The sequence below is a fragment of the Streptomyces sp. NPDC050549 genome (assembly GCF_040655035.1).
Taxonomy (GTDB): Bacteria; Actinomycetota; Actinomycetes; order Streptomycetales; family Streptomycetaceae; genus Streptomyces.
The window spans coordinates 1-14,802 of the sequence record NZ_JBFAJD010000031.1; the positions used below are offsets into that span (position 1 = coordinate 1).

Consider the following 14,802-nt stretch of genomic DNA (forward strand, 5'->3'; position numbering starts at 1 on the left):
ACTGTTGGTTTTTTTTTTTTTATCACTTAACCCCCCATTAAACAAATCACATAAATACTTTTCCCGTTCAATAAAAACCCAACTCGTCGCCCCGCGGCGCCCGCCCCCCCCCCACTCCCATGTTCGGTCCCGCTACGGCGCCCAGCTCCAGATGCCGCCGCCGCTGGACGACCCGGAGGCGCTCCAGCTCCACGAGCCCGAGACGCTCCACGACCCGGAGGCCGAGGTGCTCCACGAGTTGGAGTTGTCGCTCCAGTTGGGGTCGTTGTTCCAGTTCGAGTTGTTGCCGTTGTCGCTGCCGTCCTTCCAGCCCGGACACGGGTCCGAGCAGGACTGCACCCACTGGCCGCCGGTGTCGACGAACGCGGCGCTGGCCCAGCCCTGGGCGCCGACGAGCCAGTACCAGTCGGGATTCCCGTTGACGCTCTGTCCCCTGACCACGCATTGGACGCGGTCCTGGCTGCCTGGTGAGAGCGAGTCGACGGCGGGTGAGCGCGTGGTGGGCGACTGCCGCACGTTCAGATCCGTGCGGGAGACGATGGTGCCCCAGATCGGACTGCCGCCACCGCCACCACCGCCATGTCCTTCGGCGTACGTGGTCGGTGCTGCCGCCGCCGTGGTGCCCGCCGCCGCGACGGCGAGTGAGCCACCGGTGAGCAGGGCCGCGGCCAGAGTCCGCAGGGCCGGAGTGGTGCGCATGTTCGGCCTCCTTCTCCCCGGTTCCAGGAAACACCCGTTCGGGTCAACCCTCCACCCGAGAGCGGAACGGCCAGTTCCGCCAGGGGTTCCGAGGTCAGAGCACCCGTTCGGCTTGACATCGCACCCGAATGCAGCCAAATACGGTCACCCGGCTCGCGCACCACGCGCCCTGCCCGTGTCCTGGGGAGGTGCCCCCACGTCTCCGGAGCGCCCTGTCGGCCGTACTCGTCGCCCTCTCCTGCTTCCTGACGCCCTTCGGCGCGCTGGCGGCCTGGGCGGCGTACGGGCTGACGGACTCCGGCCGGTACGTCACGGCGATGGCGCCCCTGGCAGCCGACCCGGCCGTTCGGGACGTCGTCGCGGACACGGTCGGCGCGGGCATCATGCGCGGGGTCCATGTGGACGGCATGCGCGGCACGGTGGGCGGGATGCGGGGCACGATGGCCCCCTTCGTGCACGACGCGGTGCGCTCGTTCACCAAGACCGAGGCCTTCCGGCTGGCCTGGGACGAGGGCAACCGGGCCACCCACGACGCCGTACTGCACGCCCTGCGCGACGAGGAGCGCAGCGGCGCCGTCACCGTCGACCTCGCCCCCGTCACCGCCCAGGTCAAGCACCGACTCGCCGACGAACACGTGCCGTTGGCGGACCGCATCCCCGTCCAGCACACCGAGGTCGCGGTCCTCCCGGCCGGTGAACTGGGCCCGCTCCGGGAGGAGTTCCACGTGCTCGAGGTCGCCGGCTTCTGGCTCCCCGTCACCGCCGCCGTCTTCGCGGTCACCGGCATCGCCGTCGCCGTGCGCCGCCGCCGCGCGATCACCGCGACCGCGCTCGGCACGGCCCTCGGCGGCGCCCTGCTCGGCCTCGCGCTGGCGATCGGCCGCCAACTGACCGTCGCCGACCTCCCCGCCGAGGTCTCCCAGGCGGCGGGCGGCGCGATCTACGACGCCCTCACCTCGACCCTGCGCACGGTCGCCTGGCTGCTCCTCGGCCTCGGCCTCACGATCGCCGCGACGGCCTGGCTCACCCGGTACGTCCGCCCGGCAAGGGAGTTCGTACGACGCCGGCGAGCACCCGCGGCCGCCGCGGCGGACCGGGCACAGCAGGCGACACGGGCCCAGGCATGACCGATGTCCAATGCCCAAACCAATGCCCAATGCCCAATGCCCAATGCCCGATGACTGCTGGTTGTTGACCGCTGGTTGTTGACCGCTGATTCCTGATTCCCGGGGGATTTCCCGGCACACGTGGGATGATTCGGGCATCTGCGTCCACCGGCGGAAGGTCATCACGTGGGCACCGCGACCTCCGAGTGGACCGCCGCCGACTTCGTACCGGAACGCCACCGGCGCCGGCACTTCACGGTCTGGTGCGCCGGCCTGCTGTTCACCGCCGCGAGCGTGGTCGTCGGCTGCCGTACGGCCGACACCGACGCGGTGACCCCCATCCCCCAACTCCTCGCCTTCTTCCCGTGGTTGCTCGCCCCCACCGGCCTGGGACTCCTCCTCGCCCTGCTCGCCCGGTGGCGGCTCGGGCTGGTGTGGGGAGTGGCGCTGCTCGGACTGCTGGCGTGGTTCATCGAGCCGTACGGGAAGAGCGGTGAGCCGGGCGGGCCCGCGATCGCCGAGTTCCGGGTGCTGACCTCGAACGTCGAGTTCGGGCGGGGGACCGGCTCCCTGGTGCCGGTGATCCGGCGGGAGCGGCCCGACGTGGTGTTCGTGGAGGAGTGCGAGTACACCTGCCAGGCCACCCTGCGCCGGGACTTCGGCGCCCAACTCCCCTACCGGCAGGCCGTGGTGGCGGCCGGCTCGCACGGCTCGGTCGTCCTCAGCCGCTTCCCCTTCAAGGGCACGAAGGGCGTCACCGGCACGATGGGCATGCCCGGCGCGGTGGCGGACGTGGACGGCCATGCCATCCGCCTCCAACTCGCCCATCCCATGCCCCCGTTGCCCGACCAGGTCGGCCTGTGGCGCCGCGAACTGGGCAGGCTGCGCGCCTTCGCCGCCACCGACCCCACCACCCCGACCGTCCTGGCCGGAGACTTCAACTCCTCCCAGGACCATGCCGCGTTCCGCCGCATCCTCGACACAGGCCTGCGCGACGCGGCCCGCCTCGCCGGACACCCCCGCACCCCCAGCTGGCCCGAGCGCCTGGCCCCCACCTTCGGCACCCAGATCGACCACGTCCTCCTCTCCCCGGACTTCTCCGCGAACAGCGCCCGCTTCCTCGACCTCGCCGACACCGACCACCGCGCGCTGCTGGTGGACGTCGCACTCCACCAGCACGAATAACGTGGGGGGGCTGCTCATAATGGGCGCATGTCCCGCGAGTTCACCATCGGCCTCACACCCCCCGACTGGCTGGTGAGGAACCTCCAACCCCAGCAGGCCCCCCTCAACCGCCCGGCGATCGCCCGCGCCGCCGTCGCGATGTCCCTCCCCCTCGCCCTCGGCCTCGCCACCGGACACACCGCCTACGGCGCCCTCGCCTCCATGGGCGCCCTCTCCGGAGTCATCGGCGACACCGCCGACGCCTACCGCATGCGGATCCTCAACATCGCGATCCCCCAGCTCTTCGGCGCGCTCGGCGTCACCCTCGGCGCGGCGGTCTACGGCCACGGCTGGCTCGCGGTCACCGCCCTGACCCTCATCGCGCTGGTCTCCGGAATGATCTCGACGATCGGCGCGGTGGCCTCCGTATCGGGCCTGCTCCTGCTCCTCAACTCGGTGATCGGCGCGGGCCTCCCGCTCCCCGGCGCGTGGTGGCTGGCCCCCGTCCTGATGTCCGGCGGCGGCCTCCTGGTCCTCCTCCTCGCGCTCCTCGCCTGGCCGTTGCGCTCCGGTGTCCCGGAACGGACGGCGGTCGCGGACACCTACCGCACCGTCGCCGACCTCCTCACCACCTGCGGCGACGATCCGGCGGCGGGCTACGACGCCGCCCGCCGGGCCGTCACCCAGTCCCTGAACCAGTCCTACGACCTAGTCCTGGCCCGGCGCGCCCGCCACCACGGCCGCAACCCCGAACTCACCCGCCTGCTGGCCCAGTTGAACGCGATCACGCCGGTCGTCGAGGCGGCTCCGGCGGTCCACCAGTCGGGCCGCTCCCTCCCCCCGCAGATCCGCGACACGGTCCGCCACCTCGCGCACGCCGTCGAGACGGGCTACACCGGCCCGATAGGGCTCGACCTCCCCGCCCCCACCAGCGAGACGACCCGCGCGGTCGACCACGCCCTGCGCCACGCGGCCGCGGTCGTCACGGCCCCCGACGTCGACCCCCGGGGCATCGACGACCGCCTGGGCCGCCCGGCGGCCCTCCGCATCCGGGCGGCGAGGGCGGCCCGCAACGTACTGCTCTCCTCCGGCTCCTGGCGCTACGGCCTGCGCCTGGCCCTCTGCATCGGCCTCGCCCAGGTCCTGGTCTCCACGGTCCCGGTCCCGCGCTCGTACTGGATCGCCCTGACGATCACTTTCGTCCTGAAGCCCGACTTCGGCTCCGTCTTCTCCCGGGCGTTGCTGCGCGCGCTCGGCACTGTGGCGGGACTGGTGATCGCGGCGGCGGTGCTGTCGGCGGTCCCGAGGGGCTGGTGGGACGTACTGGTCCTGCTCCTCCTGGCCCCGCTGATCCCGGCCCTCACCCCCCGGGGCTACGGCTACCAGACGATGGCGATCACCCCGGTGATCCTGCTCCTCTCGGACATCCTGAACCACCAGGGCACGGCACTGCTCCTGCCCCGACTGGTGGACTCCCTCATCGGCTGCGGGATCGCGCTGGTCGCGGGCTATCTGCTCTGGCCGGAGAGCTGGCACACGCGGGTGGGGGACCGGTTGGCGGAGGCGGTGGCGGACACGGCGGGGTATGTGGAGTCGGCGTTCGGAGCTCCTCGTACTCCTGGCGCTCCTGGCGCTCCTGGCGCTCCTGGCGCTCCTGGCGTGGAGGCCGATCCGGCAGCCCGTGCCCGGATGCGGCGCCGTCTCTACCGGGACCTGTCCGTCATCCGCACCGAGTTCCAACGCGCCCTCACCGAACCCCCGCCCACCGGCCGCCTTGCCGCCGGCTGGCTCCCCCTCGTCGTCGCCGTGGAACGGATCGTCGACGCGACGACGGCGGCGAGGGTGCGGGTGAAACACGGGGCGCCGCCCCCATCTCCCGCCGAGGTCACCCAAGTGGCGCTCCAGCTCCGGGAGTTGTCGCAGGGCGTACGCGAGTCGGAGGTGCTGGTGGAGGTCCGTGCGGATCTCATGGGGCCCGCGGACAGTGTGCTGGAGCCGCTGCGGCAGGAGGTCGCGGCGGCACGGGCGATCGCTTCGCCGCACTGAGCGCTGCGCCGAGTTCGGGGTTGATCAGGTCAGGGAGAAGTCGGGATCGGGCAGGGAGAAGAAGGCCGAGATCGCCTGGACGGTCCGTTCCTCGTTGTCGTACGGGTCGAGTTCCGCGTGGGGCCCGATCAGCCGCGCGGCGGTGAGGGTGGGTGCCAGCAGATCGGGGTGGCTCCCGACGCCGTAGTACGGGGTCTCGAAGCTGATCCCGCAGACGACGCGTCCGTCGCGGAAGTAGTCGAACTGGGGGCCGTGCGCCTTGGCGATGCAGGGTTCCGTGGTGAAGACGGCGAGTTCACCGCCGTCCCGGCACAACGGCCGGTAGTCGGGACGGTCGTAGTCGTCGTCGTCCCAGCCGAACATGTCATGCATGACCAGCCCCCATTCGCCTTCACCTCCCTTGGCGTAGGCGAGCGGGATGCGCCGTACGGACAGGAGCTCCCGCGTGAGGGCGTCCAACGACATCCCCCGAAAAAAGACGACGTTGACCTCCTCGTGGCTCGCGAGCGGACCGTGTATCCAGTGCGTGCGGTACGTGCGGTGCGTCACGTGCGTCATGGAAGGAACGGTAGAGGGACCCACTGACACTGACCGCCGTTCGGCGAACCGGCAGGTGAACGGGTGAGCGAAGTGGTGGCTGAAACAGGGGGTGTTGACAGAACGCGTCCCACGCGCGTCGCCCCTGCCTAAGATCGCCATCCGGGGCCGCTAACCTTACGTGTCCGTCCTGGCCAGGGATTGACGGCTTCAACTCACGCGAAGGGTTGCGCACATGGGCATTCTCACTCTCCTGCGGAATGCGTTCGGCAGGTCACGCAAGGAGCGTGCCGCCGGAGCAGAGGGTGCGGAACGCACTCCTTCGCAAGAACAGCAGACCACGGTGGCCGCGGAACCGGACGCCAAGGTCCCGTCCCCGTCCACAGAACCCGACCTCACCTCGACGCCGACCCCCGCACCGGCGGCAACGTCCCAGGTCCCGGAACCCCGCCCGTCCTCCACCCTGGAGGACGACGAACACGAACTCGTGGCCCTGGCCTTCGACAACGTGACCGTCCCGAAGCCGACGATGTCGACGGAGGGGACGGGAGGCACGGCGACGACTGAGGCGAAGGCCGAGGCCGAGGTCGAGGTCGAGGTCGAGGTCGAGCCGAAGGTCGAGGAGGCTGCGGCTGAGGCTGTTGTCGAGCCGGTCACGGAGACCGAGGCAGAGACGGTGACCGAGCCGGTCGCGGAGACCGCGCCTGCGGTCGAGGCAGAGCCGGTGACGGAGGAAGCCGAGCCCACGGCCGAGGTGACGCCGGAGCCCGAGGCGGAGCCCGTCGCCGAGACCACGCCGGAACCGGAAGCCGAGCCGGTCGTCGAGCCGACGGCAGAGGAAGCCGAGCCCACGGCCGAGACGACCCCCGAGCCGGAGCCTGCCGCCGAGCCGCTTGCGGAAGCCGCCCCCGAGCCGGGCGTCGAGCCGTCGCTGGAAGAGGCCGACCCTACGGCCGAGGTAACGCCGGAGCCCGAGGCGGAGCCCGTCGCGGAGCCCGCGCCGGAGGCGGAAGCGGAACCCGTCGCCGAGGTCACGCCGGAACCCGAGCCCGAGCCGGTCGCGGAAGCCGAAACCGAGCCGAAGGCGGCGGAAGCGGAACCCGAGCCGGAAGCGGCGGAAGCGGAAGCCGCGCCCGCGGCTGAGCCGGGCGCCGAGGAGGTCGCGCCGGAGGCGGAGCCCCAGCCGGAGCCCGCAGCGGAGACCACAGCCGAAGCCGTCGCCGAACCCACTCCCGAGCCCACCCCCGAACCCGCAGCCGAAAGCGCCCCCGAACCCGTCCCCGCGCTCGCCGCGGCCACCGACGGTGGGTCCGCCCCACAGGGGCCACCCGCACCCGCCGACGAATCCGTCACGGGCGGCGCGGGTGGAGAAACGATCGGGGCCGAGGGTGTAGCCGAGGCCGTGGGCAGCGACTCCGCCGCCGTCGCCCTCGCCAAGGCGACCCTCACCGGTACCCGAGCGAAGCTCTACCTCGTCCTGGACCGCTCCGCGAGCATGCGCCCGTACTACAAGGACGGTTCCGCACAAGCCCTCGCCGACCAGACCCTCGCCCTCGCGACCCACCTGGACCCGGACCCCACCCCCACGGTGCACGTCGTCTTCTTCTCCACCGAAGTGGACGGCACCACTGACCTCACCCCCGCCTCCCCCGAGAACGCGATCGACGAGGCGCACGCCGGCCTCGGCCGCATGGGCCGTACCAGCTACCACGCCGCCGTAGAAGCCGTACTCGCGCACTACGACAAGAACGCCACCCCCGGCTCCCCGGCCCTGGTCGTCTTCCAGACGGACGGCGCCCCGGACGCGAAGACCCCGGCCACCCAGTCCCTCACGGACGCCGCGAAGTCCCACGCGTCGGTCTTCTTCTCGTTCGTCGCGTTCGGCGACCACGACAACAAGGCCTTCGACTACCTCCGCAAGCTGAAGACCGACAACACGGCCTTCTTCCACGCGGGCCCGACCCCCCTGGAGCTCACGGACGCGGAGCTCTACGACGGCGTACTGATCGACTGGCGCCCGTAGCACCACCACCTAGCAGAACCCCCGTGCCGCCCGCTTCCCACCCCGTAAAACGGGAGGCGGGCGGCACACCCATGTCGGCTACGATTTCAAGGTTCGCAACAACAGCAACACACCGACCTGGGAGCAGCCCCCCGATGGCTCGACACCTCATCACCAGCGCCCTTCCGTACATCAACGGGATCAAGCACCTGGGCAACATGGTGGGGTCCATGCTCCCGGCGGACGTCTACTCCCGCTACCTCCGTCAGCGCGGCCACGACGTCCTCTACATCTGCGCGACGGACGAACACGGCACCCCGGCCGAGCTGGCCGCGAAGGAGCAGGGCCTCCCGGTCGCCGAGTTCTGCGCGCAGGCGCACGACGCGCAGAAGGCGGTCTACGACGGCTTCGCGCTGGCTTTCGACTACTTCGGCCGCAGCTCCTCCCCGCAGAACCGCGAGATCACCCAGCACTTCGCCCGCCGCCTGAACGAGAACGGCTTCATCGAAGAGCGCGCGATCCGCCAGGTCTACTCGCCCGCCGACGGCCGGTTCCTCCCGGACCGCTATGTCGAGGGCACCTGCCCCCACTGCGGCTACGACAAGGCCCGCGGCGACCAGTGCGAGAACTGCACCCGCGTCCTCGACCCGACCGACCTGATCAACCCGCGTTCCGCGATCTCCGGCTCCACCGACCTGGAGGTCCGGGAGACCAAGCACCTCTTCCTCCTCCAGTCGAAGCTCCAGCACGAGGTCGAGGAGTGGGTCGCGGCGCACGAGGAGGAGTGGCCGCAGCTCGCCTCCTCCATCGCCCGCAAGTGGCTCACCGAGGGCCTGCACGACCGCGCGATCACCCGCGACCTGGACTGGGGCGTCCCGGTCCCCGCCGACACCTGGCCGGAGCTGGCCGCGGAGGGCAAGGTCTTCTACGTCTGGTTCGACGCCCCGATCGAGTACATCGGCGCGACGAAGGAATGGTCGGACCAGGACCCGGAGAACAGGGACTGGAAGTCCTGGTGGTACGAGTCCGACGCCGGTGAGAACCCCGTCCGCTACACGGAGTTCATGGCCAAGGACAACGTCCCGTTCCACACGGTGATGTTCCCGGCCACCGAGCTCGGCATCCGCGAGCCGTGGAAGAAGGTCGACTACGTCAAGGCCTTCAACTGGCTGACGTACTACGGCGGGAAGTTCTCCACGTCCCAGAAGCGGGGCGTCTTCACCGACCAGGCGCTCAGCATCCTCCCGGCCGACTACTGGCGCTACTTCCTGATCGCCAACGCCCCCGAGTCCGACGACTCCTCCTTCACCTGGGAGCACTTCACCGCCACGGTGAACAAGGACCTGGCGGACACCCTCGGCAACTTCGTCAACCGCGTCCTGTCCTTCTCGAAGAAGCGCTTCGGCGAGGAGGTACCGGCCGGCACCGGGGCCGGCCCGGCGGAGGCGAAGCTCGGCGAGGAGATCGCCGGTCTGCTGGCCGAGTACGAGAGCCAGATGGAGGCCCTCCAGTTCCGCAAGGCCGCGGCCGCGCTGCGCGCCCTGTGGTCGGCGGGCAACTCCTACCTGGAGGAGAAGGCCCCCTGGCTGGAGATCAAGACCGACCCGGAGGCCGCGGCCCTCACCCTGCGCACGGCGATGAACCTGATCCACCTCTACGCGGTGGTCTCGGAACCCTTCATCCCGGCTTCCTCGGCGGCCATGCGCGCGGCCTTCGACCTGAAGGACGACACGGCGACCTGGGTGTCGTCGGACGAAGCGAAGTCCCTCACCACCGTCCCCGCCGGCACCCCCTTCACCGTCCCCCCGGTGCTCTTCGCGAAGCTCACGGAGGAGGACCTGGAGATGTACAAGGAGCGGTTCGGCGGAGATCAGGGGTGACCCGATGACGTACTACTACGTCACCACCCCCATCTACTACGTCAACGACGTCCCGCACCTCGGCCACGCCTACACGACCGTCGCCGCAGACGTCCTCGCCCGCTGGCACCGCCGGCGCGGGGAGGACGTCTGGTTCCTCACCGGCACGGACGAGCACGGCCAGAAGATCCTGCGCACGGCGGAGGCGAACGGCGTCTCCCCGCAGGAGTGGGCGGACCGTCTGGTCGAGGAGTCCTGGAAGCCGCTCTGGGACCATCTCGCCATCTCGAACGACGACTTCATCCGCACCACGGAGCGCCGGCACACGGACCGCGTCCAGGAGTTCGTGCAGGACCTGCACGACAAGGGCGAGATCTACAAGGGCGGCTACGAGGGCCCGTACTGCGTCTACTGCGAGGAGTACAAGCTCCCCGGCGAGTTGATCGAGGCGGAGGACGGCAGCGGGACCCCGCTGTGCGCCATCCACCGGCGGCCGGTGGAAATCCTCAAGGAGGAGAACTACTTCTTCAAGCTGAGCGAGTACGGCGACCGGCTCCTCGCCCACTACGAATCCCACCCGGACTTCATCCAGCCCGCCTCGGCCCGCAACGAGGTGGTGAACTTCGTCCGCCAGGGCCTCCAGGACCTGTCGGTCTCCCGCTCGACCTTCGGCTGGGGGGTCAAGGTCCCCTGGGACCCCTCGCACGTGATCTACGTCTGGGTCGACGCGCTCCTCAACTACGCGACCGCCGTGGGCTACAACGAGAACCCCGGGAAGTTCGCGGCGACCTTCCCCGCGGACGTCCATCTCGTCGGCAAGGACATCCTCCGCTTCCACGCCGTGATCTGGCCCGCGATGCTCATGGCCAACGGCCTGCCGCTGCCCGGCCGGATCGTCGCCAACGGCTGGCTCATGGTCGGCGGCGAGAAGATGTCCAAGTCGAACCTGACCGGCATCAGCCCCCAGACCCTGACCGCGCACTTCGGCGTGGACGCCTACCGCTGGTACTTCCTGCGCGCGATCGCCTTCGGCCAGGACGGCTCCTTCTCCTGGGAGGACTTCACCGCCCGCTACACCAGCGAACTCGCCAACGGCTACGGCAACCTGGCGTCCCGGGTGACCGCGATGACGGCCAGGTACTTCGACGGCGCGCTGCCCGCGCCGGGGAAGGAGAGCGAGGCCGAGCGCTCACTCAAGTCGGCTCTGCTCACGGCGACTTCGGAGGCGGACCGCCGTATCGGCGACCAACTCGACTTCCAGGGCGGCATCCTGGCCGTCCTCGACTTCGTCCGGCAGGTCAACGGCTACCTGACCGACCAGGAACCCTGGAAGGTCGCCAAGTCCGACTCCCCCGAGTCCCGCGACCGCCTGGCAACGATCCTCTACACGGCGGCCGACTCCCTCCGCGCGATCGCGATCCTCCTCGAACCGGTCATGCCGGAGACGTCGGAGCGGCTGTGGGAGTCCCTCGGCGCCTCGACGTCCCTGGGCCCGCTGGTCGACCAGCGGATCCAGGACGCTTCCGTCTGGGGCGCGCTTCCGCCCGGCTCCCCGGTGACGAAGGGAGCGGTTCTCTTCCCGCGCCTCGAGGAACGTACGGACTCCTAGCCGAGCACGCTGAACGTGTCCTCCGCCCGGTCCCGGCGCGCCACCAACTCCCAGGCACCGTCGGCGATGTCGTCAGGGTTGAGGGTCCTGTCACCCACGTTCCCGAACTGCTCCGGGTTGGCCGTCACCAGCTTGTGGATGTCACCGCGCTCGATGAGTCCGCCGATGACCAGGCTCCCGGCGTAGACCCCCGTGTCGGCCAGCGCGGCGCTGAGTGTCAGGTGCCTGGCGTTCTTCCTCGACGGCCTGCGGGCTGGTGCGGCGCATCCCATCGCGGTGCCACCATTGACCCCGGGTCAACTCAGCGAGGTCATGCGGGCTCGGTGACGGACCCCGACGCAGACGTGTTCGCGCCAACCCGTAAGGTGCCGCCATGGCAGTCCCCGAGGTCATTCCGATCGCCTACGACCCGAATCAGCGCAGCGGGGCCGTCGGCCGCTACGCGGAGGGTCAGTTCCTGGCGTCGGTCACCTACGCGTTCCCCCAGGGTTTCCGTCCCGCCGACGGCTGGGAAGAGCAGAAACGTCTCTACACGGTGCTCCACACCTTCGACGCCGCGGGCCGCTACCGCGACTCGGAGATCTGGTGCGCCGGCACCTGGGCCGAGCAGCAGCGCGCCCCGCACGGCGACGACTCGGTCCTCTCCCAGGCCCGTATCCACCTGGCGAAACTGCTCCGCGCCCTCCCCCGCCGCAGCTACACCGACATCGCGGTCCGCCCCTTCCAACGCACCGTGGACGGCGTCCTGTTCGGTCTGCTGATCGAGGAGGACGAGGACGGCAGCTGGGCCGAGCTGTACCCGGACCGGTACGCCTTCGGGCCGCCGTGGGACGGGACTTACGACAGCTGAGTCTCCACCCCCAACTCCCTTACAGCCAAGGGCTTTACACTGCACGCCTGGTGTCGGCGCACAGGGGGTGCGCCTGGGGTGGGAGGGGACTCGCATGAGCAACTCGAAGGCGTACGGCGGAAGATGGAGGGCCGTGGCGGTCGTCGCCGCGGCCCTGGTCGGCGGGGCACTACTGCCCGCCACGCCCGCACTCGCCGTGCACGGAGCGGTCCCCGGCGACTTCAACGGCGACGGATACCGCGACGCCGTCCTGCCCGCGCCGGGCGCGAACGTGGCCGGCAAGGAGGCGGCGGGAGCCGTCGTCGTCCTGTACGGCTCGAAGTCGGGGCTCTCGACCGGCCACCGCAAGACGATCACCCAGAACACCGCCGGAGTACCGGGCACCGCGGAGGCGGGCGACCGGTTCGGCGAGTCCACAGCCACCGCCGACCTCAACCGCGACGGCTACGCGGACCTCGTCGTCTCCGCGCCGTACGAGGACACGGCCCGCGGCAAGGACGCGGGCCTGGTCACCGTGTTGTGGGGCGGCAAGAACGGGCTGACGACGGCGACCGACCTACCGGCGCGGTCGGACTTCCTGGAGCGGTACGGCACCGACGTGGCCGCGGTGAGCATCGGCGCCGGCTCGAAGACGCAGGTCGCGGTCGCTGGATCGGACGGCGTCATGGTCTTCAAGGGACCCTTCAGCCGCACCGGCACCTTCGGTTCGACCGCACCCGACCAGAACACCGCCTCCCCGGCGAGCGTCGCGCTCGGCGACTTCGACGGCAACGCCGTGCTCGACCTGGCCGTCACCACCGTAGGCCTCAGCGACCTGAGCGGTGGCGAGGTCTACGTCGACCCGGCCACCACCGTCATGAAGCCGAAGCAGGGCAACGGGTTCATCGCCGCCTCGGGAGACGTCAACGGCGACGGGTACGCCGATCTCGTGGTCGGCGACCCCCTCGACCCCTATGTCGCCGGTGTGGACGGCGCGTTGGGCGGACGCGTACTGGTCTACTACGGCACGGCGAGGGGTATCGCAGAGAACGCCGAACCCGTGCAGTTCACCCAGGACACCGCCGGGGTGCCCGGCGCGAGCGAGAAGGACGACGAGTTCGGCGCCGCCCTGGCCGTGGCCGACCTCAACCGGGACGGGCTCGCCGACATCGTCGTCGGCGTCCCGTCCGAAGGTGTCGCCGGCAAGGGCCGGGCCGGAGCGGTGACCGTGATCCCCGGCCGCCGCACGGGCGCGCTCGGCGCCGGCTCCTATTCCTTCACCCAGGACACCGCGGGCGTCCCCGGCGCCTCCGAGACCGACGACTTCTTCGGTACGACGGTCTCGGTCGGGGACGTCGACAAGGACGGAAAGCCCGAGCTGTTCGTGAGCGCGGCCTTCGAGAACAACGCCACCGGCGCCGTCTGGGTCTTCCCCGGCGGCACCTCCCGTCCGACGGCCACGGGCACCAAGCTGTTCACCGGACCCGCGGTCGGCCTCACCCAGCAGAGCGACACTGCCCTGGGCGGGTACGGGCTGCTCTGGCTGATCTGAGGCAACGGCCCTTTGCCGAAGGCTACTTGAGGATGCCGGCCCCGGTCGTGGTGGCGAGTTCCGTCGGCAGGTTCTTGGCGGAGGTCTCCAGGCCGGCCGTGAGGGTCGGCGTCCAGTTCACGGTGGTCTTCAGCTTCTTGGAGCTGGCGGCGTTGTAGGCGGCGACGAGGTCGGTGGCGGTTCCGTTGACGAGGTTGCCGCTGCCCGCGATGGACCCGGTGCCGTCACCGCTGAACAGCTTGCCGAGCTTCTGGCTCGCGGACACCTTCCAGTAGTTGTTCTGGACGACGACCTGGGCCTTGGCGCGGGAGTTCACGCTGTAGAGGAGCGTGTAACCGTTGAGGGCAGTCGTGTCGTAGTAGTTGTTGTAGATGTGGATCTGCCCGATCCGGGCCAGCGGCGCCCGCTGCACGATGCCCTTCCACACGTTGTGGTGGATGGAAACGCGCAGCTTGCCGACGCTGTCGGTGTCGCTGCTGCCGATCAGCATCGTCTTGTCGTGGTTGGTGAACTGGTTGCGCTCCACGGTCACCAGGTCCGAGCCCTTGGTGATGTCGAGTTCGCCGTCGTGGATCTGGTACTGGCGGCCGTAGTACGTCGGGTCGGAGGTGTCGAGGCCGGGCGCGTCGGTGAACGTGTTGTGGTCGGCCCAGACATGTGTGGCACCGCGCAGCGTCACGGCGTCGTACTGCGAGTTCCAGTTCCCGCTGTCCCCGTCCGTCGGGTCCCACTGCGGGAAGCAGTCCTGGGTGGCGGCGAAGCTCAGGTTCCGCACGATGACGTTGTCCACGCTCTGGATCTGCAGCATGCCGCCGGTGATCCCGGCGTTGGTGCCGGGCACGCCGACGACGCTGGTGTTGGCGGGCACCCGGAAGATGACGTTCTTCGCCTGCCTGGCCTGGGCGGCGGCCCGCGCCTTCTCCTGCGTGCCGGAGGGCAGCTTTGAGCGGCCGTAGGTGGAGGGGGCGAAGGCCTTGAGGTACGCGGACAGCGAATACCCGGTCCCCGCAGAGTAGTCCGCGCAGGTCAGCTTCTTGCCGGAGTCGTCGGTGTTGGCGTCGATCGTGCCCTTGATCTTGACGATCCGGGGCGTGGTGTCACTGGCGGACCCCAGCGCCTTCACCAGCTGTGCGCGGGTGCTCACGGTGAAGGTGTGAGCGGCATCGGCCTTCGCACCACCGGTGGTCCCGGTACCGGCCGAGGCCCAGCCGTCCTTGGCCGCAAGGGTCTGGTGGTACAGGTCGACGCCGGTACTGGCGGCGTTCGCGTTCAGCACGAGGATGCCGGCGCCGATGCCCGCGGCGGCTACGGCAGCCGTGACGACGATCGTGCGGCGCTTGCGGAGGGAGCGGCGGTGGGAGGGGACGGGTGAAGCGGTGACAGCCACGGGGGAGTCCTC

The 14,802-nt window shown here is 70.2% G+C and carries 12 protein-coding genes; 8 read left to right on the plus strand and 4 right to left on the minus strand.

Features of this window, described 5'->3' with window-relative positions; translation table 11 throughout:
• Nucleotides 1-132: 132 nt before the first annotated feature.
• Nucleotides 133-699, minus strand: a complete 567-nt coding sequence (locus AB0I51_RS34215) for an SH3 domain-containing protein (protein WP_362981963.1) — start codon at nt 697-699, stop codon at nt 133-135.
• A gap of 188 nt (nt 700-887) precedes the next feature.
• On the opposite strand from AB0I51_RS34215, the gene AB0I51_RS34220 reads away from it, so the two are divergent.
• The 3 genes from AB0I51_RS34220 (at nt 888) to AB0I51_RS34230 (ending at nt 5,015) form a co-directional block, all read left to right on the plus strand.
• Entirely contained in the window at nt 888-1,826 is a 939-nt protein-coding gene (locus AB0I51_RS34220) for a hypothetical protein (protein ID WP_362981965.1), read from the plus strand.
• A gap of 165 nt (nt 1,827-1,991) precedes the next feature.
• Complete coding sequence (locus tag AB0I51_RS34225; protein WP_362981967.1) at nt 1,992-2,990, plus strand: endonuclease/exonuclease/phosphatase family protein; 999 nt, start codon at nt 1,992-1,994, stop codon at nt 2,988-2,990.
• 27 nt (nt 2,991-3,017) lie between these two features.
• Nucleotides 3,018-5,015, plus strand: coding sequence for an FUSC family protein (locus AB0I51_RS34230; RefSeq protein ID WP_362981969.1), 1,998 nt, complete (start codon nt 3,018-3,020; stop codon nt 5,013-5,015).
• A 24-nt stretch (nt 5,016-5,039) separates the two neighbouring features.
• Here AB0I51_RS34230 and AB0I51_RS34235 read toward each other — a convergent pair whose 3' ends face one another.
• Nucleotides 5,040-5,573 carry a hypothetical protein gene (locus AB0I51_RS34235; RefSeq protein ID WP_362981971.1) on the minus strand — a complete coding sequence of 178 codons (534 nt, stop codon included), beginning with the start codon at nt 5,571-5,573 and terminating at the stop codon, nt 5,040-5,042.
• A gap of 214 nt (nt 5,574-5,787) precedes the next feature.
• Between AB0I51_RS34235 and AB0I51_RS34240 the strand changes: the two genes are divergently transcribed.
• The 3 genes from AB0I51_RS34240 (at nt 5,788) to metG (AB0I51_RS34250) (ending at nt 11,022) form a co-directional block, all read left to right on the plus strand.
• Nucleotides 5,788-7,575, plus strand: a complete 1,788-nt coding sequence (locus tag AB0I51_RS34240) for a VWA domain-containing protein (protein WP_362981973.1) — start codon at nt 5,788-5,790, stop codon at nt 7,573-7,575.
• A 134-nt stretch (nt 7,576-7,709) separates the two neighbouring features.
• Nucleotides 7,710-9,434: a methionine--tRNA ligase gene (gene metG / locus AB0I51_RS34245; RefSeq protein ID WP_362981975.1), complete on the plus strand. Its 1,725-nt coding sequence runs from the start codon at nt 7,710-7,712 to the stop codon at nt 9,432-9,434.
• Between the two features lie 4 nt (nt 9,435-9,438).
• Nucleotides 9,439-11,022 carry a methionine--tRNA ligase gene (gene metG, locus AB0I51_RS34250; RefSeq protein ID WP_362981977.1) on the plus strand — a complete coding sequence of 528 codons (1,584 nt, stop codon included), beginning with the start codon at nt 9,439-9,441 and terminating at the stop codon, nt 11,020-11,022.
• On the opposite strand, the gene AB0I51_RS34255 is transcribed toward metG (AB0I51_RS34250), so the two are convergent.
• Nucleotides 11,019-11,294, minus strand: a complete 276-nt coding sequence (locus tag AB0I51_RS34255; protein ID WP_362981979.1) for a hypothetical protein — start codon at nt 11,292-11,294, stop codon at nt 11,019-11,021. The genes metG (AB0I51_RS34250) and AB0I51_RS34255 overlap by 4 nt on opposite strands.
• Nucleotides 11,295-11,395: 101 nt before the next feature.
• On the opposite strand from AB0I51_RS34255, the gene AB0I51_RS34260 reads away from it, so the two are divergent.
• Together AB0I51_RS34260 and AB0I51_RS34265 are read left to right on the plus strand one after the other, a co-directional pair.
• The gene (locus AB0I51_RS34260) at nt 11,396-11,872 is read left to right on the plus strand and encodes a hypothetical protein (RefSeq protein WP_362981981.1); all 477 of its coding nucleotides are present in this window, start codon (nt 11,396-11,398) and stop codon (nt 11,870-11,872) included.
• Nucleotides 11,873-11,966: 94 nt separating this feature from the next.
• Nucleotides 11,967-13,403 carry a VCBS repeat-containing protein gene (locus AB0I51_RS34265; RefSeq protein ID WP_362981983.1) on the plus strand — a complete coding sequence of 479 codons (1,437 nt, stop codon included), beginning with the start codon at nt 11,967-11,969 and terminating at the stop codon, nt 13,401-13,403.
• A 22-nt stretch (nt 13,404-13,425) separates the two neighbouring features.
• Here AB0I51_RS34265 and AB0I51_RS34270 read toward each other — a convergent pair whose 3' ends face one another.
• Entirely contained in the window at nt 13,426-14,790 is a 1,365-nt protein-coding gene (locus tag AB0I51_RS34270; RefSeq protein WP_362981985.1) for a polysaccharide lyase family 1 protein, read from the minus strand.
• Nucleotides 14,791-14,802 lie beyond the last annotated feature (12 nt).